20 protein-coding genes are annotated in these 20,816 nt (G+C 70.8%); 5 read left to right on the forward strand and 15 right to left on the reverse strand.

Going from position 1 to position 20,816, the window contains the following annotated elements; all coding sequences use genetic code 11:
• Positions 1-37: 37 nt before the first annotated feature.
• Complete coding sequence (locus tag ACX114_RS01030; RefSeq protein WP_459293796.1) at positions 38-832, forward strand: hypothetical protein; 795 nt, start codon at positions 38-40, stop codon at positions 830-832.
• Positions 833-842: 10 nt separating this feature from the next.
• Here the strand turns inward: ACX114_RS01030 and ACX114_RS01035 are convergent, their stop codons facing one another.
• A complete protein-coding gene (locus ACX114_RS01035) occupies positions 843-1,280 on the reverse strand; it encodes a tetratricopeptide repeat protein (RefSeq protein ID WP_459293798.1) in 438 nt (145 codons plus the stop codon).
• A 29-nt stretch (positions 1,281-1,309) separates the two neighbouring features.
• Here ACX114_RS01035 and ACX114_RS01040 point away from each other — a divergent pair, with 29 nt between their 5' ends.
• Positions 1,310-2,641, forward strand: a complete 1,332-nt coding sequence (locus tag ACX114_RS01040) for a restriction endonuclease fold toxin 5 domain-containing protein (protein ID WP_459293800.1) — start codon at positions 1,310-1,312, stop codon at positions 2,639-2,641.
• Complete coding sequence (locus tag ACX114_RS01045) at positions 2,638-3,357, forward strand: immunity 52 family protein (RefSeq protein ID WP_459293802.1); 720 nt, start codon at positions 2,638-2,640, stop codon at positions 3,355-3,357. The genes ACX114_RS01040 and ACX114_RS01045 overlap by 4 nt, the downstream gene beginning before the upstream one ends.
• Here ACX114_RS01045 and ACX114_RS01050 read toward each other — a convergent pair.
• From ACX114_RS01050 to ACX114_RS01090, 9 genes are all read right to left on the reverse strand, one after another.
• A complete protein-coding gene (locus ACX114_RS01050; RefSeq protein WP_459293804.1) occupies positions 3,340-4,098 on the reverse strand; it encodes a PIG-L deacetylase family protein in 759 nt (252 codons plus the stop codon). The two genes, ACX114_RS01045 and ACX114_RS01050, sit on opposite strands and share 18 nt — an antisense overlap.
• Positions 4,095-5,381, reverse strand: a complete 1,287-nt coding sequence (locus ACX114_RS01055) for a glycosyltransferase family 4 protein (protein WP_459293806.1) — start codon at positions 5,379-5,381, stop codon at positions 4,095-4,097. The genes ACX114_RS01050 and ACX114_RS01055 overlap by 4 nt, the downstream gene beginning before the upstream one ends.
• Entirely contained in the window at positions 5,378-6,229 is an 852-nt protein-coding gene (locus tag ACX114_RS01060; protein ID WP_459293808.1) for a sugar phosphate isomerase/epimerase family protein, read from the reverse strand. The genes ACX114_RS01055 and ACX114_RS01060 overlap by 4 nt, the downstream gene beginning before the upstream one ends.
• Positions 6,230-6,232: 3 nt before the next feature.
• Positions 6,233-7,708, reverse strand: coding sequence for a YcaO-like family protein (locus ACX114_RS01065; RefSeq protein WP_459293810.1), 1,476 nt, complete (start codon positions 7,706-7,708; stop codon positions 6,233-6,235).
• Positions 7,705-8,538, reverse strand: coding sequence for an MBL fold metallo-hydrolase (locus tag ACX114_RS01070; protein ID WP_459293812.1), 834 nt, complete (start codon positions 8,536-8,538; stop codon positions 7,705-7,707). Before ACX114_RS01070 ends, ACX114_RS01065 begins: the two co-directional genes overlap by 4 nt.
• Complete coding sequence (locus tag ACX114_RS01075) at positions 8,529-9,563, reverse strand: Gfo/Idh/MocA family protein (protein ID WP_459293814.1); 1,035 nt, start codon at positions 9,561-9,563, stop codon at positions 8,529-8,531. Before ACX114_RS01075 ends, ACX114_RS01070 begins: the two co-directional genes overlap by 10 nt.
• Before the next feature lie 41 nt (positions 9,564-9,604).
• Complete coding sequence (locus ACX114_RS01080; RefSeq protein ID WP_459293816.1) at positions 9,605-10,537, reverse strand: hypothetical protein; 933 nt, start codon at positions 10,535-10,537, stop codon at positions 9,605-9,607.
• Between the two features lie 4 nt (positions 10,538-10,541).
• Positions 10,542-11,768: an inositol-3-phosphate synthase gene (locus tag ACX114_RS01085; RefSeq protein ID WP_459293818.1), complete on the reverse strand. Its 1,227-nt coding sequence runs from the start codon at positions 11,766-11,768 to the stop codon at positions 10,542-10,544.
• 199 nt (positions 11,769-11,967) lie between these two features.
• Positions 11,968-13,320 carry an MATE family efflux transporter gene (locus tag ACX114_RS01090; protein ID WP_459293820.1) on the reverse strand — a complete coding sequence of 451 codons (1,353 nt, stop codon included), beginning with the start codon at positions 13,318-13,320 and terminating at the stop codon, positions 11,968-11,970.
• A 178-nt stretch (positions 13,321-13,498) separates the two neighbouring features.
• Between ACX114_RS01090 and ACX114_RS01095 the strand changes: the two genes are divergently transcribed.
• Positions 13,499-14,692, forward strand: a complete 1,194-nt coding sequence (locus tag ACX114_RS01095; RefSeq protein ID WP_459293822.1) for a glycosyltransferase — start codon at positions 13,499-13,501, stop codon at positions 14,690-14,692.
• Here the strand turns inward: ACX114_RS01095 and ACX114_RS01100 are convergent.
• The 4 genes from ACX114_RS01100 to ACX114_RS01115 all read right to left on the reverse strand — a co-directional run bounded on the left by ACX114_RS01100 (position 14,623) and on the right by ACX114_RS01115 (position 18,728).
• A complete protein-coding gene (locus ACX114_RS01100) occupies positions 14,623-15,846 on the reverse strand; it encodes a glycosyltransferase family 4 protein (protein ID WP_459293824.1) in 1,224 nt (407 codons plus the stop codon). The two genes, ACX114_RS01095 and ACX114_RS01100, sit on opposite strands and share 70 nt — an antisense overlap.
• Positions 15,847-15,899: 53 nt before the next feature.
• A complete protein-coding gene (locus tag ACX114_RS01105) occupies positions 15,900-17,120 on the reverse strand; it encodes a hypothetical protein (RefSeq protein WP_459293826.1) in 1,221 nt (406 codons plus the stop codon).
• A gap of 89 nt (positions 17,121-17,209) precedes the next feature.
• Positions 17,210-17,965 (reverse strand): DUF5953 family protein, encoded by a 756-nt coding sequence (locus ACX114_RS01110; RefSeq protein ID WP_459293828.1) that lies wholly within the window; start codon positions 17,963-17,965, stop codon positions 17,210-17,212.
• Position 17,966: 1 nt separating this feature from the next.
• Positions 17,967-18,728 carry a DUF5953 family protein gene (locus ACX114_RS01115; protein WP_459293830.1) on the reverse strand — a complete coding sequence of 254 codons (762 nt, stop codon included), beginning with the start codon at positions 18,726-18,728 and terminating at the stop codon, positions 17,967-17,969.
• Between the two features lie 36 nt (positions 18,729-18,764).
• On the opposite strand from ACX114_RS01115, the gene ACX114_RS01120 reads away from it, so the two are divergent.
• On the forward strand, positions 18,765-19,586 hold the full coding sequence (locus tag ACX114_RS01120; RefSeq protein ID WP_459293832.1) for a hypothetical protein: 822 nt from the start codon (positions 18,765-18,767) through the stop codon (positions 19,584-19,586).
• Here ACX114_RS01120 and ACX114_RS01125 read toward each other — a convergent pair whose 3' ends face one another.
• Positions 19,587-20,630 carry a pirin family protein gene (locus ACX114_RS01125; RefSeq protein ID WP_459293834.1) on the reverse strand — a complete coding sequence of 348 codons (1,044 nt, stop codon included), beginning with the start codon at positions 20,628-20,630 and terminating at the stop codon, positions 19,587-19,589.
• Positions 20,631-20,816: the final 186 nt, after the last annotated feature.

Here is a 20,816-nt window from a genome sequence, read left to right on the forward strand (position 1 = left end):
GTCTGGCATTGGCACTCACACGAAGGGAGACACGGACATGAGCAAGGCGAACGGGACGGGTGTCACGAAGCTCTTCGAGGACGCGCACGCGGAGGGCATCCTCAGCCCCGCGGGGTTGCAGACGCTCACGGTGGTGGACCTGGGGGCGCAGATCCAGGCGGACCTGGGCATCCATGTGGACGACGTGCAGGCGAGCGAGGTGGTGCTGGTGACGGTGATGCCGGATGACTCCGGGAGCATCGCGCACTCGGGGCACGAGAAGACGGTGTGTGACGGGCACAACCTGGTGTTGGACGCGCTGCTGGCGAGCCAGCAGAAGGACGGCGTCCTGTTCCACACGCGCTACCTGAACGGACACGTGCTCAATCCGTTCCGGCCGCTGGAGGACGTGGTGCGGATGCACTCCAAGAACTACTCGGCGGACCAGGGGACGCCGCTGTACGACCAGGCGGTGGTGCTGCTGGGCACGGTGCTGGCGAAGGCGCAGGAGTTCAGCGGCAATGGGGTGCCGGTGCGCACGGTGACGCTGCTGATTACGGACGGCGCGGACGCGGGCTCGCAGAAGGCGAGGGCGAAGGACGTGGCGGCGCTGGTGAAGGACCTGCACCGGGTGGAGAACCACATCGTCGCGGCGATGGGCATCGACGATGGGGTGACGGACTTCCGGCGCGTGTTCCAGGAGATGGGCATCGCGGACCGGTGGATTCTGACGCCGGGGCAGAGCGCCCAGGAGATCCGCGCCGCGTTCCAGGTGTTCAGTCAGTCCGCCGTGCGCGTCAGCCAGGGCGCGGCCAGCTTCAGCCGCACGGCGCTGGGCGGCTTCGGCGCCTAGCGCGCGGGATTCATGCGTCCTGGGGCGGTAGCAGGCGGGACTGGATGAACTCCAGGTACTTCGCGTCGTCGCCTTCGAAGAGCTCCTCGCCTCCGCCCATGAAGGCGCGGGCGAGCTCGTCGGCCGCGCGGGCTTCGTCTCCCAGTTCCAGGGCGCTCTGACCGAGCCGCAGGTGGATGAAGGGATTGCCGAGCCCTCCCGGCGAGTGGACGGCTTCGCGGAAGTGCTCGCGGCAGTCCTCGAAGCGCTCGAGCTGGAAGTACATGTCGCCGATGGCCGCGCGCACCCAGGTGTTCTGCTGATGGTCGCGGGTGGGCTCGGGAATCAGCGCGAGGGCGGCCTTGAAGTGTTTCAGGGCCTGATCGAAGTCGCCCTGTCCCGCGGCGGTGTCTCCCTGGGCGCAGAGGTCGGTGATGCGCTGGTGGGTCTCATCCGATATCGACGTCATCCGTGCTCCGGGGACCGGGGGACGTTTAGATGACACGTCTTGGGTGGAGACGCTACTTGAGCACGAAACCGTGGGGACGGGCTGGCTGCTGGTGGATGCTGCTGGTGTTCTGGGTGGGCTGCGCCAGCGGACCCACGGTGCGGCTGCGCACGGAGCAGGGGACCCGGACGTATGCGCCGGTGACGTGGGACCGGCGGGTGCCGGTCAGCGCGCGGGAGTTCGAGGAGGCGCTGACGCGGTTGGTGCTGGAAGTGCCACTGACGGTGCGTGCGCCGAAGGTGGTGCGCGCGGTCGCGAAGAAGGGGGCGCAGTTGGACCTGGGATTCGGGTTCATGCTGCGGGATGGGTACGGGCGGTGGTGCCGGGCTCATGAGGCTTCCGGGGACTGTCTGTCATTGCTGGAGGATGGGGCGGGTTTCGGTGAGCTGGACCGGCTGACGCTCGCGGTGGGGATGTCGCTGGACCCCTTGCGCGCGAGCATTGGCGCCGCGTTGCAGGACACGCTGAACCCGGAGTTCTTCGTGTCCGTGGTCTCGGGAGCGATTGCGTCCTGGGTGGTGCTGGCCGCGGCACCAGAGCCCCTGTTCACCAAGGCCGCTGCGGTGATTGCCGCCGTGTTCCTGGCGTACGTGGGCGTGCAGTCGTTTCTTGCTGTGGTCCGTGCGTGCGGTGCGCTGAAGGAGGCGACGGATAGAGCGCGGACGTTCCAGGAACTGGAGGAGGCGGCGGAGGTCTTCGCGCAGGCGCTGGGACCGGAGGTGGCACGGGTCTTCGTGCTCGCGGTGACGATGCTGGTGAGTCACGGCGTGACGATGGGGTTGTCGTCATCACTCGCGTTGATGCCGCGTTTCCCGGATGCCGTGCGGCTGGGCCCGGTGCAGGTGTTGGACGTGAGCGCGGTGGCGGTGGTGGGCGAAGTGGTGGAGGTGACGCTCGCGTCCACGGCGGTGGCCATGGCCGCGGCAGGCGGCCCGGGCAAATGGGTGCAGGTGAATGAGTCGATGTCCGACCGTGCCCGCGATTACCAAGCCCAGGTGACTGGGGCTCCAAAAGGCTCCGCGTACCGGGTCAAGAAGGGGGACGAGGAAGTCGACTTCGACGGCTTCGACCCGGAGGAGCCTGTTCTGCTGGAAGCCAAGGGCCCGGGCTACGAGCACTTCTTCGGTATTGATCTGAAGGCGAAGAAGTTCTTCCAGGGCGCGGATGCCTTGGTTGAGCAGGCTCGGCGGCAAATCGAAGTGGCTGGAAGTGCTCGCGTTCGATGGGTGGTCGCCGAGAAGAAATTCGCGGATGCCTTGCGTGCGCTGTTCAATCGCCAGAGCGTTAAGGTGGAAGTGCGTTATCTCGCTCCCACGAAATGAGCACCGCCGACCACATGACGGACCGTTACTACCTGGGGGCTTACTGGACGGCACGGCACGAGTCCGCTGAATCTTGTGCCCACAGAGCGGAAAGTTTGTTCGAGCGCCTGAGCCGCCTTGAACCGACGTGGCGTCAGTGGCACGAAACCGGACGCACCTTCAAGCACGCGAAGGAACGTCAGGTCCAGACCGACCGGGCCTCCTTCCTGGAGTTGTTCGCTCGAAAGAAGAACCGCATCGGTGACGGCTTCCAGTATTGGTTGTGGGCGGGCCCGAACCCGGACGAAACAACCTCAGTCAATGGCTTCTGCGGCTCCGTGGACGCTGTGCCGACTTCGGTCTGTGTCGTCGATCCTCCATCTCAAGGAGAAGTGGCTGAACGCGTGCTGACAGCATCCGTCTTGCTCGAGGTACTTCGTGCCGTGGTGCATTGTTGGGAGCCCGCCTGGGGCGTCGTTGCATCCGAGCAGTACCGCGACGAAGCGTCTTCATCAGGGGACGCGGGCACGTTCGTGGGCTGGATGACCTACTTCTCCCGGCAGTGGGGAGAGGTTCCTCCGCTCCCTGCTCCCGTGCGCGTCGAGCCCGTGGAGGACCTGGGCACCCTGGTGATCCTCACGGAGGAACGGTTCACGGTGACGAACCCGGAGCACGTCCGGCTGGCCACGGAGGTGCACCAGGTTCTGGATGCAGCGGGCCTACTGCGCGCCTTGTGACAGGAACACCTCCGCGGCTCCGGGCTGGCCGCGTGCCTGGGCTTCCATCCGGTGGAACGTCGTGAGCGTCCTTGCCAGACCTTCCACTCCGCCGAACTGGAAGCCCAGCTGCGTGCCGTAGCGGACGCAGCCCTCTACCTTCTTCGACAGGTGCTCCGTGATGTCCACGGCCAGGGGACTCAGGCCCTGGGGGACGGCGGCGTCGGGGTGGGCCTTGGGCTGTCGCACGGCGTAGGGCGTGTCCCGGTAGTAGAGGATCCGGTTCGTTGGGATGCCCAACCCCTTCACGGCTCTCACCACCTGCACGTGGTCCACGTGGCTCCCCAGCGCCTGGGGCACGAAGACCCGGTCCGGCTTCAGGTCCCACAACACCGGCTTCAAGCAGCTCGCCACCTTCGCTTCGATGACGTCGTCCGCTCGCGGTGGCTGGAACAGCGCTTCCGGGCTCGCGTAGCCCCGGTGCGGCGCTTCCTCCAGGTCTCCCCACTTCACGTGGTCCACGCCCATGCAGGCCGCGAAGGCCCGGTCCTCGTTCCTTCGCAGGGCCATGTAGTCCACCTCCGGCCCCAGCCCCTTGGATGTCTGACATTGCAGCGCGAAGCCCTTCGGCTCTGGCACCGACCTCGTGAAGACGGTGACGAGCGCCACCGTCCACCCCTTCGCCTTCAACGCCGCCAACGTGCCTCCACAGGAGAAGGCCACGTCGTCCAGGTGCGGCGATACGAACAGGGCCGTGCTCATAGGAGATGCGGCGCCGCCCGGAACCGGCACGTGTGGTCCGCGCGTTCCTCCGTCATCGCCGGGTCGTAGAGGTGCGTCCACCGCGTGTCCGGCCGCGTGCCCGTCAGGTTCCTGTAGACGCCCTGGATCCTCCGCCCCACCGCCCGCCACGAGTACAACTCCCGCACCTCGCGCAGCGCCGTCGCCGCCAGCCGCTTGCGCAGCGGCGCGTCGTCCATCAGCCGGCCCATTGCCTCCGCCAGCGCGGCGCTGTCCTTCGGCGGCACCAGCAGCCCATCCCTGCCGTCCTCCAGGCAGTCCACCACGCCCACCGCTCGCGTCGACACGATGGGCAGTCCGGACGCCATCGCCTCCAGCAGCGTGTTGGAGAACCCCTCTGAGTACGTGGGCGACACGAACAGGTCCCCGCTCCGGTACAGGTCCGGCGCCTCCGCGTAGGTGGACACCCCCGTCAGCTCCACCACGCCTTGGAGCCCCTCCGTCGCCACCCTCGAACGCACCGCCTCCAGGTCCGGTCCAATCCCAGACACCCGCAGCTTGAACCTCCGCCCGTCCGCCACCAGCCGATGCGCGGCATCCAGCAGCTCCATCACCCCTTTCCGGGCGTCCACCCGGCCGTGGTACAGCCACACCGGCACGTCCCGCATGTCTCCCACCGTCGACTCACCGCGCGGATGGAAGCGCTGCGTGTCCGTGGCGCCAGGGACGATGGTGAACCGCTCCAGCGGAGTGCCGTGATGCTCGCTCACCTCTTCCGCGAAGGACCTGCTCCCAATCAGCAGCGCCCCCGCGTGGCCCAGCACCGCGAGCATCGCCTGCTTGTGCGTCGCGCAGCAGGTCCCCACCCAGTGCCCGTCCCCGCCCTGGATGGAGACGACGTTGGGCAGTCCCAGGAGCCTCGCCGCCTGAAGCGCCGCCAGGCCGCACGGATAGCCGTACTGCGCATGGATGAGGTCGAACGGACGGCGCCGGTGCTCGCGCACCACCGTGTCCACCATCACCTCCAGGTCGTGCTCGAAGCTCGCGGGCTGGCCCTGGTTGATGCGCTGCTCGCCCACCGACTCGCAGCCCAGCACGTGCGCGCCCGGAATGCCCGGCGGCGGCCCGCCCCCGTACACCGCCATGCCCGCCGGGTCGCTGCGGTACTGGCTCACCATCGTCACGTCGTGCCCGCACGCCACCAGCTCCCGCACCAGGTTCAGCGCATAGACGCTCATCCCGGAGATGGCCGGGAAGAAACGCCGGGAGATGAAGCAGATCCGCAGTCCATTCACGCTGTTCACGCCGCCACCTCCGCGCCCGTCGGCAGGCGCTCCCTCAACCATTCCAGCGCCCGGGGCACCAGCTCGTGCGCCCGGTGCGCGTCCCGCGACAGCTCCACGCAGACCAGCCGGTCGTAGCCCACGCGCGTCAGCTCGCGCAGGACCGACGGCACGTCCACGTCGCCTTCGCCAAAGGGCAGGTGCTCATGCACGCCGCGCTTCATGTCCTCCAGCGCCACCGTGCCCAGCACCGGCGCGAACTCGCGCACGGCCTCCGCGGGCGTCCGCTCCTGCGTCACCAGCAGGTGCCCCACGTCCAATGCCAGACGCACGCCGGGCACCTGGGCCTGCAACTGGCGCCAGCCGTCCACCGTCTCCACCAGCATCCCCGGCTCCGGCTCCACCGCCAGCACCACGCCGTGCGCCGCCGCGTACTCCGCCAGCCGCGTCACGCCGTCCACCAGCCACGGCCACGCGGCTTCCTCCGTCACGCCCGGACGGGGCACTCCCGCCCAGAAGGACACCGCTTCCCCCCGGCACGTCGCGCACACGTCCACCGCGCGCTTCAGGAACTCCAGCCGCCGCGCGCGGCCCCCCTCGTCCGGGGTGATGAGCGTGGGCTCGTGCTTCCTCCGGGGGTCCAGCAGGAAGCGCGCCCCCGTCTCCACCACCAGCCCCAGGCCCAGCCGCTCCAGCCTCGTGGCGAGCTGTTCCGTGCGCCGCTCGAAGTCCGGCGCGAACGGGTCGAAGTGGTGGTGGTCCAGCGTCAGCGCCACGCCGTCGTAGCCACTGTCCGCGATGAGGCCCAGCGCGTCCTCGAAGCGGTGGTTCGACACGCCGTTGGTGTTGTACGCGAAGCGCAGGGCCATGGCTCACTGCCCCCCGAAGCGGCGGCTCGCGAGCACCTTCGGCACCGCGTGGCGGTCCGGCTCCCGGTAGAGCGCGTACAGCCGCCCCACGCGCGCCTCCGCCAGCCGCACGTTGAACCAGACGGGGCCGCCCAGCCGGGACTCGGCCTCCGGCGTCAGGCGCACCGGCTGCGCGCCCGGCGGCGGCGCTCCCAGGCCCACCAGCGGATCCCTGCGCTCCAGGAGCCGCGCCGCGTTGCGCTCGCCCAGGCGGTTGTACGTCATCGTCTCCACCTCCAGGCCCGGCACCAGCGCCTTCACCACGTGCACCTGGCGGCCCGGCGGCGACAGGTCCGCGACCAGGATGTCGAAGCCCGCCGCGTGCAGCTGCCTCACCACGTGGTCGCACCGCAGCGACGGGTCCTCCACGGTGGGCGAGCGGGGCAGGTCCTCGAAGCGCACCTTCTGGCGGACCGTCAGCGTGCACGCCGTCAGCTCGCGCAGCGCCTGGGCCGGCATCCGCGCCCACTCCACCATCGCGTTCAGCGCGCGCGGCTCCTCGGCGTCCAGGTCCACCTGGGGCACGAAGCGGTCCATGTATTCCGGCGGCGCCACCCGGGCCACCTCACCCAGCGGCCCGTGCATGAAGGCCTTGCGCGCGCGTGAACAGGCGTACTCCAAGAGCGCCTTGCGCAGCGCCCGGTCCCGGTCCGGGTCGGCCGCCTCTCCGCACGCCGTCACCATCAGCGGCTGGTCCCCCACGGACAGGTCGCGGCCCACCACGTACAGGTTCACCAGGCCGAAGTCCGTGCTGGCCAGCTTCGCCATCACCTCCACGCCCGCGCGGCGGTAGAGCTCCAGCAGCTCGCGCACGTCCGGCGCCAGGTCCGTGCCCTCCAGGTCCAGCACCACGCCCTGGTCCATGGCGCGGTACATCAGCCCGTTGCCGTCGCGCTGGATGAGCTCCAGCAGGCCGTGCGCCAGCGCCTGGGGCCGCGTCAGCCCCGCGCCCTGGCCGTTGGTGATGGGCGTGATGAGCGGCGTCTTCCCCTGCAACTGCCCCGGATGGATGGCGACGTACTCCTCCGGCACCAGCACCCGCTCGCCGGTGGCCAGCCGCTGTAGCTCCACCCAGACGAGCGGCATGTCCGGCTGATACGGACTGCCCGCGGGCAGCCCCAGCGTGAGCGGATCCGCCACCGCGGTGGGGCCTCGCGCGCGCACCAGCGCCGCGTAGCTGCCGTGCACGCGCGGCATGCGGTGCATCGCGAGCTCACAGAAGGTCTCCTCCACCAGCTCGCCCAGCGCGCCCACCCGCGCCTCTTCGTCCGTGCGGCCGTAGCCGTTGCCGTGCAGCACCGCGCCCGGACCGTCCCCCAGCCGCAGGCTGGCGGAGGCCACGGGAATCCCCAGCCGGTCGATGGGGTCGATGCGGAACATCTGCAGGGCGCCGGTGGACACGGCCTGGTGATACGCGTCGATGGCTCGGGCAATGCTCATGACAATTCCTCCAATGGCAGGGGACGGGTGTGCGGCATGCCCGAGAGCAGCCGGTCGAACAGCGCCAGTGCGTGCTCGCGGGTGACGCCTCGCGCGAACTCGAACGGGGTGAAGACGTTCTCGAAGGGGAGCTGCTTGAGCACCGCGCGGTAGCGGCGCAGCTCGCCGTGGCTCAGCGGAATCGCGTAGTGGAAGCCCTTGTGGCACGACAGGCCCGTGGGCCTGCCCCGCGCGTCCAGGTCCACCTTCAGCGCGTCGCCGCAGAACAGCGAACGGGTGCGCGCGTCGTAGAGCACCGTCTGGCCCTCGTAGTGGCCGCCCACGCAATGCAGCGTCAGGTCCGGCGCCAGCGCGTGCTCGTCATCCACCGGCCAGCGCACCTGGAAGGCCTTGCTGTACGGGACGGCGTCCCGGTGCAGCACGAGCAGCGGGTCGAAGTGCTCCTGCAACTGCCACAGCGCCCCGAAGCCGTGCGGGTGCGACGCGGACAGCACCTGGAGGCCGCCCATCACCTCGATGAACTCCAGCGCGGGCTTCGAATACCAGGGCGCGCCCTCGAAGCCGACGTTGCCTTCCGGCCTGCGCAAGAACCACCCCGTGGAGCCCAGGCCGAAGGACGGCGTGCAGGTGAAGCCCCAGATGCCGGGCAGCGCCTCCTCCCAGCGCGTGGTGAGCCGCTCCGACACCTGGCCCGCGGTCTGGAAGTCCCAGCCGTCGCGCGGAAGCGCGTTGCGCACGTCCAGGCAGGTGGGGCAGCCCGTGGGCCGCTCGCGAGGGAACCCCGGCTGCCACGTGCCGCAGTGGGTGCAGGCGTAGCGGGTCAGTGACATGGCGGAAACGCCTTTCCCGTCTGCGTCGCCTGCGTCAGCAGCCCCACGAGCCGCACGTCGCGCTCCGGCGCGAACGGCTGCGGACGGCCCTCCAGCACGCACGTGGAGAAGACCTCCACCTGGTGGAGGAAGGGGCTGCGGTCCTCTTCCGGCGACAGGGGGACGAACGTCTCCTCTCCCGTCTTCGCGTCGATGAGCGACAGGGAGCCGCCGGGCGTCTGGCCCATCGTCTTGTACGCGAGCGCTCGCGCCCGGGTGCCGATGAGCTCCAGCGTGCGCCGGGGGTATGCATCCGGGCAGTTGTAGGCCACCTGCAACAGGCCCAGCGCGCCGCTCTTGAACTGGCCCATCAGCACCGCGCCGTCATCCACGGCGTAGCGGTGCACGCGCCGCTGCGTCATGGCGGTGAGCGACTCCCACTCGTCGCCCAGGAGCACCTCCAGCAGGTCCAGGCCGTGCGGCGCCAGGTCGATCATCGCGCCGCCGCCGGCCTGCTCCGGGTCGATGCGCCAGTTGTCCGGCGTCCAGTCCTCGGGCAGCCAGCAGGCGTAGTGGATGCGCGCCTGGGTGACGGTGCCCAGCACGCCCTCCTTCACCAGCATGCGCAGCTTTCGGTGCGCCGCGTGGTGGCGCTGGTCGAACGCGGTGGCGTAGTGCACGCCCGCGCGCTGGCACGCGGACACCATGCGCAGGCCATCCCTGGGCGTGACGGCCATGGGCTTCTCGCACAGCACGTGCTTGCCCGCGGCCGCGCACGCCTCCGTCATCGCCGCGTGCAGGTGGTTGGGCGTGGCGATGTAGACGGCCTGCACGTCCTTGTCCGCCAGCACCGACCCCAGCGCGGTGTAGCGCTTCACGTCGTCCGCGGGGATGCGCATCAGCGCCTCCGCGTTCGCGTCGCACAGGGCCACCAGCCTCGCGTTGCTCGCGCCCTGGAGCGCCGGGATGACGTAGTCCCTCGCCACCCAGCCACAGCCCACCACCGCCCAGCCCAGTCTCCGGGCCCCCGGCTTCGCCTCGAACATGGTCACCGCCTGTTGGGAAGGTTCAGGAGCCGCCGGGCGGCTCATGGCCACACCGCCGCTTCACGCAGGACGTCGTTGCCGAACGTCTGGAGCGGGCCGGGGTGGATCAACTCCAGGTCCTCCATCGCCTGGCGCAGGGTGAAGCCCGCCGCGCGGGCGTGGGCCTCCAGCTCCAGCACCCGGTCCAGCGCGTCCGCGGCGTTGAAGGCGCGCGCCTCCGCCGAGTCCACGTTGCCGGTGAGCGCCAGCGCCTGCCGCACGACGCCGGCCAGCCGCTCCGGCAGTGACGACAGGGCCTTCTCCGTGAGGCGCTTCATCACGGGCTCCAGCAGGTCCCCCAGGAGCGCCTCCCCGCCATAGCCCGCGTCCGGCAGCACCGCGTTGAAGAGGTGGTGCGAGAGCCCCGCCACGAAGGGCAGGGCAGGGGACGCGCCGAAGCAGGGCGCGACGAGCACCGCGCCCACCGCGACCGCGTAGCAGTGGTCCGCGTGGCCCTCCTGGGGTGACACGATGATGCGCGGCCGGCCGGGGAACGTGGCCCCGGCGCGGGGCTGGCGCACCAGCCGGTCCACGAACAAGGGCGGCGGCACGTGGCAGGCCTCCTCCGGCGTCTGGGAGAGCGCCACGGACAGCCGCTCCCTCAGGCGGGGATCCAGCGGTCCGGCCACCGCCTCCAGGCCCCGGTGCAGCACCCGCGTCGCGTCCAGCGGGGACAGCCCCGCCCGCTGGAGGACGTCCATGTCCAGGCCGCCCAGCCGTACCGCCGCCACCGCGCGCGCCGTCTCCTGTAGCGCCACGATGCGCGGGTCCATGCCGGAGGCCAGCGCGGCCCAGGCCCGGCGGAAGCCATGCGCCGCCAGACCGTCCGGGTGGTCCGGGGTGCGGATGCGCTTGAGGTCCATCAGCTCCGAGAGGAGCGGACGGAGCTCCGCCAGACGGCTCGGGGACGCCGTGTCACGCGCGGGTGCGTTCATGGCTTCAGCCCCTGATGCGTTCCGGGATGCGCTCCGCCTGCTGCGGGCGGCCCTTGGAGAGCCACGCCATCAAGCGGCGCTGCTGCTCCGCCATGGCGTGCTCCACGGGCTCTCCGTCCTGCGACATGGGGGCCTTGAAGAAGCAGCCCAGCGCGTCGATGACGCCGCCCTCTCCCCGGCGCTTGGCCAGGTCCAGCGTGCGCGCCAGCTCCACGACGAGCGGCGCGGCGAGGATGGAGTCCTTGCAGAGGAAGTTGAGCTTCAGCTGCATGGGCTGCCCCAGGAAGCCCGTCACGTCGATGTTGTCCCAGGCCTCCTTGTTGTCCCCGCGCGGGCGGTAGTACTGGATGGAGACGATGTGGTCCGGGACCTTGTAGCCGAGGATGCTGTCCAGCGCGGCGCCCTTGGTGTCGAGCTTGTTCTGCTTGGACGCCGGGTCGTTGAGCGCCTCGCCGTCGCGGTTGCCCAGGATGTTGGTGGAGTACCAGCCGTCCACGTGCAGCGCGCGGTCGCGCAGCGCGGGGGCGAGCACCGTCTTGAGCAGCGTCTGCCCCGTCTTGCCGTCCTTGCCCGCGATGGGCGCGCCGGTGCGCTTCGCCAGGAGCAGCAGGGCGGGCACGTCCGCGGCGACGCTGGGCGTGAAGTTGGCGAACGGGATGCCGTCCACGATGGCCGCGTACGCGTAGAGCATCGCGGGGCCGATGTCCGGGTCGTTCGCGTCCAGGGCCTTCTCGAAGGCCTCCGGCGTGGCGAACTCCGGGCGGGTGAGGTCCACGGCCTTCTCCGTGGAGGCCAGGTTCACCACCACCACGCGCTCCAACTGCTCACGCTGCTTGAAGCGGGCCAGGTCGTCGCGGATGGCCCGCACCTGTTCGCGCAGGGTGCGCGCCTTCTTCTCGCCAGTGCCCACGACGTTCTTGCAGAACCTGGCGTTGGAGGCCGCGGGCCACGGCCGCATGCGGCCCAGCGTGGGCGCCACCGCCTCCAGCTGTGCCTCCGTCAGCACCGCGTGGTTGCGCGCCGCGTGCGCCAGGTCGTCCTCGAACAGGTCCCAGCCGCCGAACGTCAGCGCGCCATATTCGGCCAGGCCCATGCCCTTCGCGTCCGCCAGAGGCAGGCCCCGCGTGTCCACCCGCCCCCGGCGCAGGAGCTCCATGCCCGCCACCGCCGTCGTCGCCACCGCCCCGCCCAGTCCCACCACCGCCACGCCCAACCGCTCGTTGCCCGCCATGTGTGAAGCCCCTCCCCCACCGTTGTGCCCCGTGCTCTCGCGATGACACCTTGGCGGCGCCCCGGGGTGACGGGAGCCCCGTGGCTGGAAGCGCTTCCTGCGCCCACCCGCTGCGAGAGTTTCGGGAAAGTCCGCACTCCCCCAGGGCTTTCAACTCAGCCCCCGGACGGTGCGAACTGTCGGCTGGTGGAGGGCGGTCTCAGACGTGTCGCAGCTTCCAGCCACCGCGCCGGAAGAGGGCGGCGCTCGCCAGGCCGAGTGCTCCATACGTGACGGCGATGGCGATGAACGCGCCCGAGGGCCCCAGGCCCAGGGGATGGGAGAGGACCCACGCGAGCGGCAGCTGGAGGCCCCAGGAGAAGAGGGCGTTCACCACGGTGGGCGTGGTGGTGTCCCCCGCGCCGTTGAAGGCGTGGGGCAGCACGGTGACGAAGGCGTAGAGGGCCAGGCTGCAGCTGACGATGCGCAGGCAGCGCACCGCGTGCAGGCCCACCTCCGGCTCCGTGGTGAAGCGGTGGATGAGGGGCTCCGCGAAGACGAGGAAGCCCACCGCCACCAGGCCCAGGAACGCGAGCGTGTAGAAGCTGGCGCGCCACGCGGCCCGCTCCGCGCGGTCGGTGTCGCCCGCGCCCAGGCTCTGGCCCACCAGCGTGCCCGCCGCGTGGGACAGGCCCCACGACGGCTGCTGCGCGAAGAGCAGGATGCGCATGGCCAGCGTGTAGCCCGCGAGCGCGGTGCTGCCGAAGGTGGCCACGATGCGCATCAGCACCAGCCAACTGGACATGCCCAACAGCGACTGGAGCGTGGCGCCTCCCGACAGCTTCAGCAGCGAGCGCAGCGTGGACGCCTCCACGCGCAGGTGGCGGCGGCGCAACTCCAGACGTCCGCTGCCCTTGAGCAGGCGATACACCTGATACACCACGCCGGTGGAGCGGCCCACGGTGGTGGCCAGCGCGGCGCCGGTGACGCCCATGGCGGGCACCGGGCCCAGGCCGAAGATGAACAGCGGCGCGAGCACGATGTTCACGGAGTTGGCCAGCCACAGCGCGCGCATGGACGTGGCCGCGTCCCCCGCGCCACGCAGGATGGCGCTGATGAGGAACAGCAGCATGATGATGGGGAAGCTGGCCAGCATCAGCCGCGTGTAGCCGGCGCCGTGCTCGATGACGCCGGGCGCGGCGCCCAGGGCCGTGAGCAGCGGACGCGCGAAGTAGCTGCCCGCGAACGCCAGCGGCACGGCCAGCGCGAGCCCCAGGCCCAGGGCCTGCACCGCGGCGCTCGCGGCGCGCTCCGGGTCCTTCTGCCCGATGCGGCGCGCGATGAGCGCGGTGGCGCCGATGGACAGACCCAGCGGCAGGGTCTGGAGCAGCGTGAGCATGGACTCGGTGAGGCCCACGGTGGCGATGGCGTCCGCGCCCAGGCGCGACACGAAGAGCACGTCCACCAGGGCGAAGACGGACTCCATCACCATCTCCAGCACCATGGGCACGGACAGGAGCAGGAAGGCGCGGTCCACGGGCCCGGTGGCCAGGTCCTCGGTGGAGCCCTTCACCGCCAACCACAGGGAGGCAAGGAGGCCCCTGGCTCCAGTCGTGGAGGGAGAGGCGTCCGGGGCGAGGGTTTCAGTCGGGGGTTGCGTCATGGATTGGGCGTTGCAACGGGACGGCTTCTGGCTTTCATCCCTCGCGGTTCCCCGCCTGCCGGCGCGCGCGGCCGGGTAGATTGAGGGCATGGCTTCCGGTCCCCGCGTCCTCCTCCTCGCCGAGCGCTTCCCCCCTGACATCGGAGGGCTCGCGCGCAGCGGGGCTCGCACCGCGGGCTCGCTCGTGCGGCTGGGCGCACGCGTGGACGTGGTCGCCTGGACCCGCACGGCGCAGCCCGGAGCGCTGGAGACGGTGCCGGACGCGGGGGAGGTGTCGCCGTTCGCGAAGGGCGTCACGCTGCACCGGCTGGGGTTGTTTGGCAGCGCGGACCTGTCCATGCAGCACACGCTCGATGTGCTCGGCCACCTGCACTCGCGGCGGAAGTATGACCTGGTGTGGGGGCACTACCTGTACCCGCCGGGCTTCCTCGCGGTGGTGTTCGCGCAGAGCGCGGGGCTCCGGTCCATCCTCAGCGCGCGAGGCAATGACGTGGATCAGCTGATGTTCCCGCCGGGGGACTTCGCCCGCCTGCTCTGGACGCTTCAGCGGGCGGACGTGCTCACCGCGGCCTCCGCGGACCTGGGCCGGAAGATGGCGATGCTGCTGGGCCGGGACCCGGGCGTGGAGGTCATCCCCAACGCGGTGGACACGGCGCTGTTCTCACCGGGGCCGGCGGACGCGGCGCTGCGTGAGCGCTTGGGCATCCAGCCGGGCGAGGCGGTGCTCGGCTTCTCCGGGGAGCTGCGCCACAAGAAGGGGCTGCCGTTCCTCCTGTCCGCGCTCACGGAGGTGCGGCGCGTGCGGCCCGCGTGCCTGCTGGTGATTGGCGAGGTGCGCGCCCGGGACGCGGAGCACCTGGTGGCCTACCGGGCGGAGCATCCGGAGGACGCGGCGCGCATCCTCATCTCCGGCGCGCTGGAGTCCCCGGAGCTCATCGCGGAGCACCTGCGGCTGTGTGATGTGTATCTCCAGCCGTCGCTGTGGGAGGGCATGCCCAACGCGCTGCTGGAGGCGATGGCGTGCGCGCGGCCGGTCATCGCCAGCGACGCGGGCGGCATCCCGGAGGCGGTGGAGTCCGGGGTGAATGGCTTCATCGTGGAGAAGGCGCTGCTCAACCACCTGGGGCAGGCGTGCCTGGACGTGCTGGGCATGCCCGAGGCGAAGCGCGCGGCGCTGGGGACGGCGGCGCGCGCTCGAATCGAGGCGGGCTTTCAGGCGGACGCGGAGGCGGCGGTGTTGTCGCGCGTGCTGAGCCGCGCGATGCCCAGATCCTCCGCATAGGCGTTCACCAGCGCCTCCTGCGCGCGGCCCCATGGGAACTCACGCTCCACGCGGCTGCGGGCGTTGGCGCTCAGCGCGGCGCCGAGGGCGGGGTTCGCGATGAGGTCCTTCACGGCCTCGGCGATGGCCTTGGGCGAGCCGGGGCGGATGCGGTAGGCCTCGGTGGCTTCCGCGAGCGCGCGCACCACGGGCAGGTCGCTGACGACGACGGGCGTGCCGGTGGCCATGGCTTCAATGAGCTTCAGGGGGCAGCAGCCCTGCACGCAGTTGCGGTCGTTCACGGGCAGCGGCACGAGCACGACGTCGCAGGCGTGGTGCAGCCGGGCGAGCTCCTCCTGGGGCAGGGGCTCGAGGATCTCAACCGCGCCCTGGAGCACGAGGTCGCCGCAGCGGTCCAGGAGGGCGCGGCGCGCGTGCTTGCGCAGGGGACCCACGAGGGTGAGCGTCACCGGCAGGTCGCGGCGCAGGATGCGGCAGGCCTCGATGGCGTGGTGCACGCCCTGCCACGCGGTCATGGTGCCGCTGTAGAGCATGCGCAGGGGGCGGCCGGCCTCCGGGGCTCGCGGCGGGGCGTAGCGGAACACGTCCAGGTCCACGCCGTTGGGGATGACGCGCAGGCGCTTCGGATCCGCGCCGCGGGAGATCAGGTGCTCGGCGGTGACGGCGCTGGGCGTGACGAGGAGATCCGCGGCCTGGAGACAGGCTTCTTCCTGCGCGAGGAGCTTGCGCATCAGCTCCACGTCATCGGAGACATCGGGGTGGTGGTACTTGAGCTCGATGGAGGGCAGGCCGTTGACCTCGTAGACGAGCGCGTCCGTGAGGGCGTCCTTGCGCCGGGCGATGGGGTAGCCCTCGAAGATGGAGCGGACGTGGACGACCTTCGCGCGCGGCCGACCCCTCCACCACGCACCCAGGTGCGAGCGGAATGTCAGCGCCTGCGCGACCAGGTCTTTCCCGCGGGCACCCAGCGGGTGGTAGGTGATGTGAGGGCTGAGGGCAGGCGGGGGAGCACCGGGCACATCGCCAATGGCCACCAGGTCCACCGGACCGAAAGCGGCGCCCAGGGCCTCCACGAAGGCGCGGATGTGCACGGCGGCGCCCTTGGGCGCGGGGAAGCGGTCGAAGGACGCGTAGACGATTCCGGATGAGCCCACGCCCCGGTGCTACCGCGACGGCGGCCCGGCGGCAAACGGGCCCGGTCCGCGACTCAGCCGCGGACGCGTGACGGCCGGGTGCCCTGCTCCTGGGAGTCCTGGGGCGCGAAGGGCTCCTGCATCGGCCGCAGCCCCGTCCGCTCCGCCTCGTTGACCGAATCGAGCGCCTCGCTGATGGCGGCCAGCTCTTCCCGCACGCGGCTCAAGCCCTGCTCGGCGTCGGCGGGCGCGGCCGTCGGTCCGCTCTGTCCGTGGACCTGGACGAGCTGGGTGGCCACGCCCTCGATGCTCCAGCGCAGGCGGGTGAGCTCGGCATCCAGGCGGTCGGCGTTGCGCGCCAGCCGCTCGCGCTGCGCCCGCTGGGCATCGATGGCATCCACGGCGCTCTGGAGCGAGGCGCGCACCTGCGGATCCGTTGAAGCGGTGATGCGCGCGGAGAGCGTCGTGCGCTCCGCGTCGAGCCGGTTCATCAACTCCGGGCTGACCTCGCGGCGCAGGCCCTGCTCGCGCTCCCGCAGGTCGTGGCACGAGCGGCGCAGCGCCTTCACGGACTCCTCGCCCCCGCTGAGGAAGCCCCGCACGGCCGGGGACGCCTTGCGGAAGGCGTCCTCCAGCCGGTCGCAGACCTCGTCCAGTTCGCGCAGCCGCGCATCCTCCTGGAACACCGCGACCGCGTCCGGAACCCGCTTCAAGGGCGCACCGGGGCCCTCGGTCGAAGCGATATGCCCACCGGCGCCCAGGTGACCGCCCGCGGACAGCCGCGCGTTCCGTCCGACGGTGGCCCCCGCACCGACGCTGGCGGCGCGCTCCACGGTCGCCCCCTCCTGAATCGTGGCGCCCCAGCCGACCACGGCCCCCCGCTGCACCGTCGCGCCGCGCTGCACGGTGGCGCCCATGCGGATGACGGCGCCGCTTTCGATGACTGCCTCCGCCTGCACGGTGGCGCCCATCTCGATGACGGCGCCGGGCTCGATGCGCGCCGAGCTGGCGATCTCCGACCCCAGGCCGATCCGCGCGGCACCCGCCACCTGCGCCCGTGCGGCGCTCGCCGCGCCCAGGGCCCCACGCACGATGAAGAGGACGCCGGAGCCGACGGCGAGCGCGCCCGCGGGGATGAAGAGCCAGGGGGTGAGGAGGGCGCCCATGACGCCCACGCCCGCGCCCCCAAGGAGGAGACTTCCGCCCACCGTCCCCAGGACCCGCCGCGTCACCTCCCGGCGCTCCTCGGTCCTGGCCAGTGCGCGCTCGGATGCCGCCAGTGCCTTCTGCTCCATGGTGCCTCCCATGTTCCCCACAGGGCGGGGTTCTAGCGCGAACTGGCGTGCCTTGCCCCACGCGCCCACTCGCGCGAAAGAGTTCGGGCTCAGGGCGCCGCGCGCCCACCGATTTCCGGGAAGCGTGCGTAGGCACGCAGCAGAGCATCCAGGTGCGTGGGGTCGTCCAGGTCCAGCGGCGTGTCGGTGAGCTTCACGAGCCAGCCTCCCAAGGCCGTGGCGCGCGAACGGGTCCGCAGCTCCGCGTCGCGTGACTTATCCGGGAACCCGAGCCTCTGCACGGTGGCGGCGGACCAGTAGTTCACCCAGCCCAGGTGATGCGGCACGACGGGCGTGGGCGTCATCTCCAGGGGTTCGAGCACCGGCAGCCCCCGAGGCGGTTCCGGCGCATCCTGCCAGCGACGGCGAGTCTGCCGGGACAGCTCCACGACGGTGCTCGTGGTGAGCACCCGTCCCCACCAGGCCCGAGAGCTTTCGGACAAGGCCTCCAACACCCGCGCCGCCATCGAGATGCCGCGCGCGTCCAGGGGCAGCTCCGCGTGGATTTCGAACAGCGGCTCACCGCCGGGAGACAGGTGCCCGGCCCGCTCCCAACCGCTCAGGGTCACGAGGTGGCTTTCGTCCCCGTTGCAGAGCGCGGGCAGCTCCCCTTCTTCGGCGGCATTGTCCAGCCACGCATCCCGCTGGGACAGCGGCTGGATTCCCTCCGCTTCGGAGAGGGTCCAGTCCAGATGCAGCTCCAGCGCGTGCTCCAGGGCGTAGACAATGGCGCGCACCCGCCGTGAATCACCGTCGAGCTCGGGCGCGTGGACGAGCAGATGCAGGGATGGGTTCGGAGGATTCATTTCAGGGCGTGTCGCGTCCGCCAATTTCAGGGAAGCGCGCGTAGGCGCGCAGCAGGGCGTCGAGGTGCGTGGGGTCGTCCAGGTCCAGGGGCGTCTCCGTGAGCTGGACGAGCCATCCCCCGGAGGTCGTGCGCCGCGAACGGGTCAGCAGCTCCGCGTCACGCGCTGCATCCGGGAACCCGAGCCGCCGCGTGGTCGCGTCGGACCAGTAGTTCAGCCAGCCCAGGTGATACGGAACCTCCGGTGCTCGAAGCTCATCGGGGTGCTTGAGCAGAGGCAGGCCTCGTCTTGGATTGCCGGGCACCCCTTCGAGAGGGGAGCGCTGCATCGAGATGTCCAGGGCCGCGTGGTTGGGCGTCACATGGGCCCAGAAGGCGCGGACGGCTTCCGCCACCACGGCGAGCACGGGCCTGGCCACACGGAGGCCAGGAGGCTCCATGGGCCATTCCGCGTGAACCTCGTAGTGGGGGCGCTGGCTCGCGGAGTCATCCCGGGGCCGGAGCTGGCTGTAGCTGTTCAGGGTCACGAGGAACGCATCGTCACCGTTGCAGAGGATGTCGATTCCGCCCGCGCGCAGTTGTTGGGCAATCCAGGCATCCCGTTGCGTCACCGGAACGAACTGTCCCTCTTCGCCGGTCGTCCACGAGAGATTCAAATCCGGGAACGCCTGTTCCATGGCGCGAACCGCCAGGACTCCCCGGTCATCCCCTGGCACGAGCGCGGGTCCATGGGCCCCGAGCAGCAGGGTGAAGCCGTCTTCCATCAGTTCATCCCCCGGTTCGCCGAACGGGTGCATAGCATGGCGCGCATGCTCATGAGCTCCGTGGTGATGGTGGCGCTGCTCGCGGCCGCGCCTGCTCCCAAATCACAGCCTCTCACGTGGAAGGTCACCGGCACCGACGTCACGTTCGAGATGTCGTCCAAGGACCTGCGCGCCCTGCGCGGCGGCAAGGAGGTCTTCGGCCTCCAGTCGCGCAAGAAGGAGTTCCTCTCCAGCGTCACGGAGGGCGTGGATGCCACGCAGGACACGTCCGACTGGGAGGCCACGCAGTCCTTCACCGTGCTGTCCGTGGTGGGCCCGTATGTGAGCTACGAGGAGTCCAACGGCGGCTACACCGGCGGCGCGCACCCGTACGCGAGCCGCATCTACGCCACCCGGGACGTGACGAAGGGCAAGGACGGCTTCAACCTGCTGGAGGTGTTCCCGGAGAAGGACGTCCTCCAGGCCCTCAAGGCGGACGGCTACGTGCGCAAGTTCATCGGCGACCCGAAGGCCTTCGAGAGCGCGAAGACCGTGGAGGCGCTGCTCCAGACCCTGGAGGCCGGCGAGGACTGCGTCGGCTTCGAGTACGGACTGGACAACGTGAAGCGCTCGGTCGCGTTCCACCACGTCGAAGGCGACAAGGTCGCCGTGCGCATCTCGTTCGGCTACGCGGCGGAGATGTGCCGGGGGAACATGTACGTGGTGGGCCTGCTGCTGCCCATCCCCGCGTCCCTGAAGCCCGCCCTGGAGCGCGCGAACACGCGCCAGGAGGGCTTCCTCATGAAGGACGCCAAGGCCGTCAAGGCGCCCTCCGTGAGCTTCAAGTGGGAGGGCGCCGAGGCGAAGAAGAAGCCCTGATCAGGCCGGCTTCTCGATGTGGCCGTCCGCGTGCCGCGCGAAGCGGCCTTCCTCTCGTGCGTGCACCGGGTCGTGGCTGGGCCAGGGCCAGCCGCCGAAGCCCGTGCGCTGGTAGTCCGCGAAGGCCTGCTGGATCTCCTGCCGCGAGTTCATCACGAACGGGCCGTACTGCACGACCGGCTCGCCGATGGGCCGCCCCTGGAGCAGCAGCAGCTCCGCCGTCTCCGGGCCGTTCTCCAGCACCACGTCCACGTCCGCGCGCAGCTCCACGGCGTTGCGCGCAGGCACCGCCCGGCCGCCGACCTTCATCCCGGCGCCCAGGAAGAAGTAGAGCATCCGGTTCGTGCCGCGCTTCGCCGCGGGCAGCGTCCAGCGCGCGCCCGGCTCCATCTTCAGCGTCCAGATGGCCACGTCCGCGTCCGGGTTCGCGGCCCACGACTTGGGCGGCGACGGAGGCGCCTGGATGTCACCCAGGTTGCCCGCCACCACGGTGATGTTCGTGGCGCGGCCCGCGTCGTCCTTCGCCACGTGGCGCGGGATGACGTGGTCCCACAGCATGGAGAAGTGCGCGGGCACCATCTTGTTGGCGCGCGGCAGGTTGAGCCAGATTTGAAACAGCTCGATGTGGTTGCCCTGGTCCTGCTTGAGCAGCGGGAACATCTCCGAGTGGTTGATGCCACCGCCCGCGGTGAGCCACTGCACGTCGCCCCCGCCGAAGCGCGCCGCAGCGCCCAGCGAGTCCGAGTGGTCCAGCAGCCCGTTGCGCACGATGGTCACCGTCTCGAAGCCCCGGTGCGGGTGCTGCGGGAAGCCCGGCACCACGGTGCCGTGGTACATGTTCCAGCCGTCCCGCCCCGCGAAGTCCTGGCCGATGTCCCGGCCCGCGAGCGACGCGTTCGGCCCCAGCTTGTCGTTGCCCTGGGGGTAGCGGTCGTCATGGTGCACGCAGAAGAGGAACGGATCCGGCGTCCGCCACGGGGTGGGGGACGGCCCGAGCGGATCCACCCGGACGATGGCTTCGGGTTGCTGTGCCTGCTGACTCATCTTCGACTCCTCTGCCTTTCCCGAGCCGCGTGAACACCCCGCGACGGTGGTGACACCCGCCGCCGCGATGAGCTTCAGCGCTGCCCTCCGGCTCACTTCATCCACGGTCCACCTCGCGCTCCATGCCGTTGGGGCCGTCCATCCTACCTAACGCCCGGGCCTTCCCGGCGCTCGGCCTGCCTGCAT

Source organism: Corallococcus sp. M7 (genome assembly GCF_054512695.1).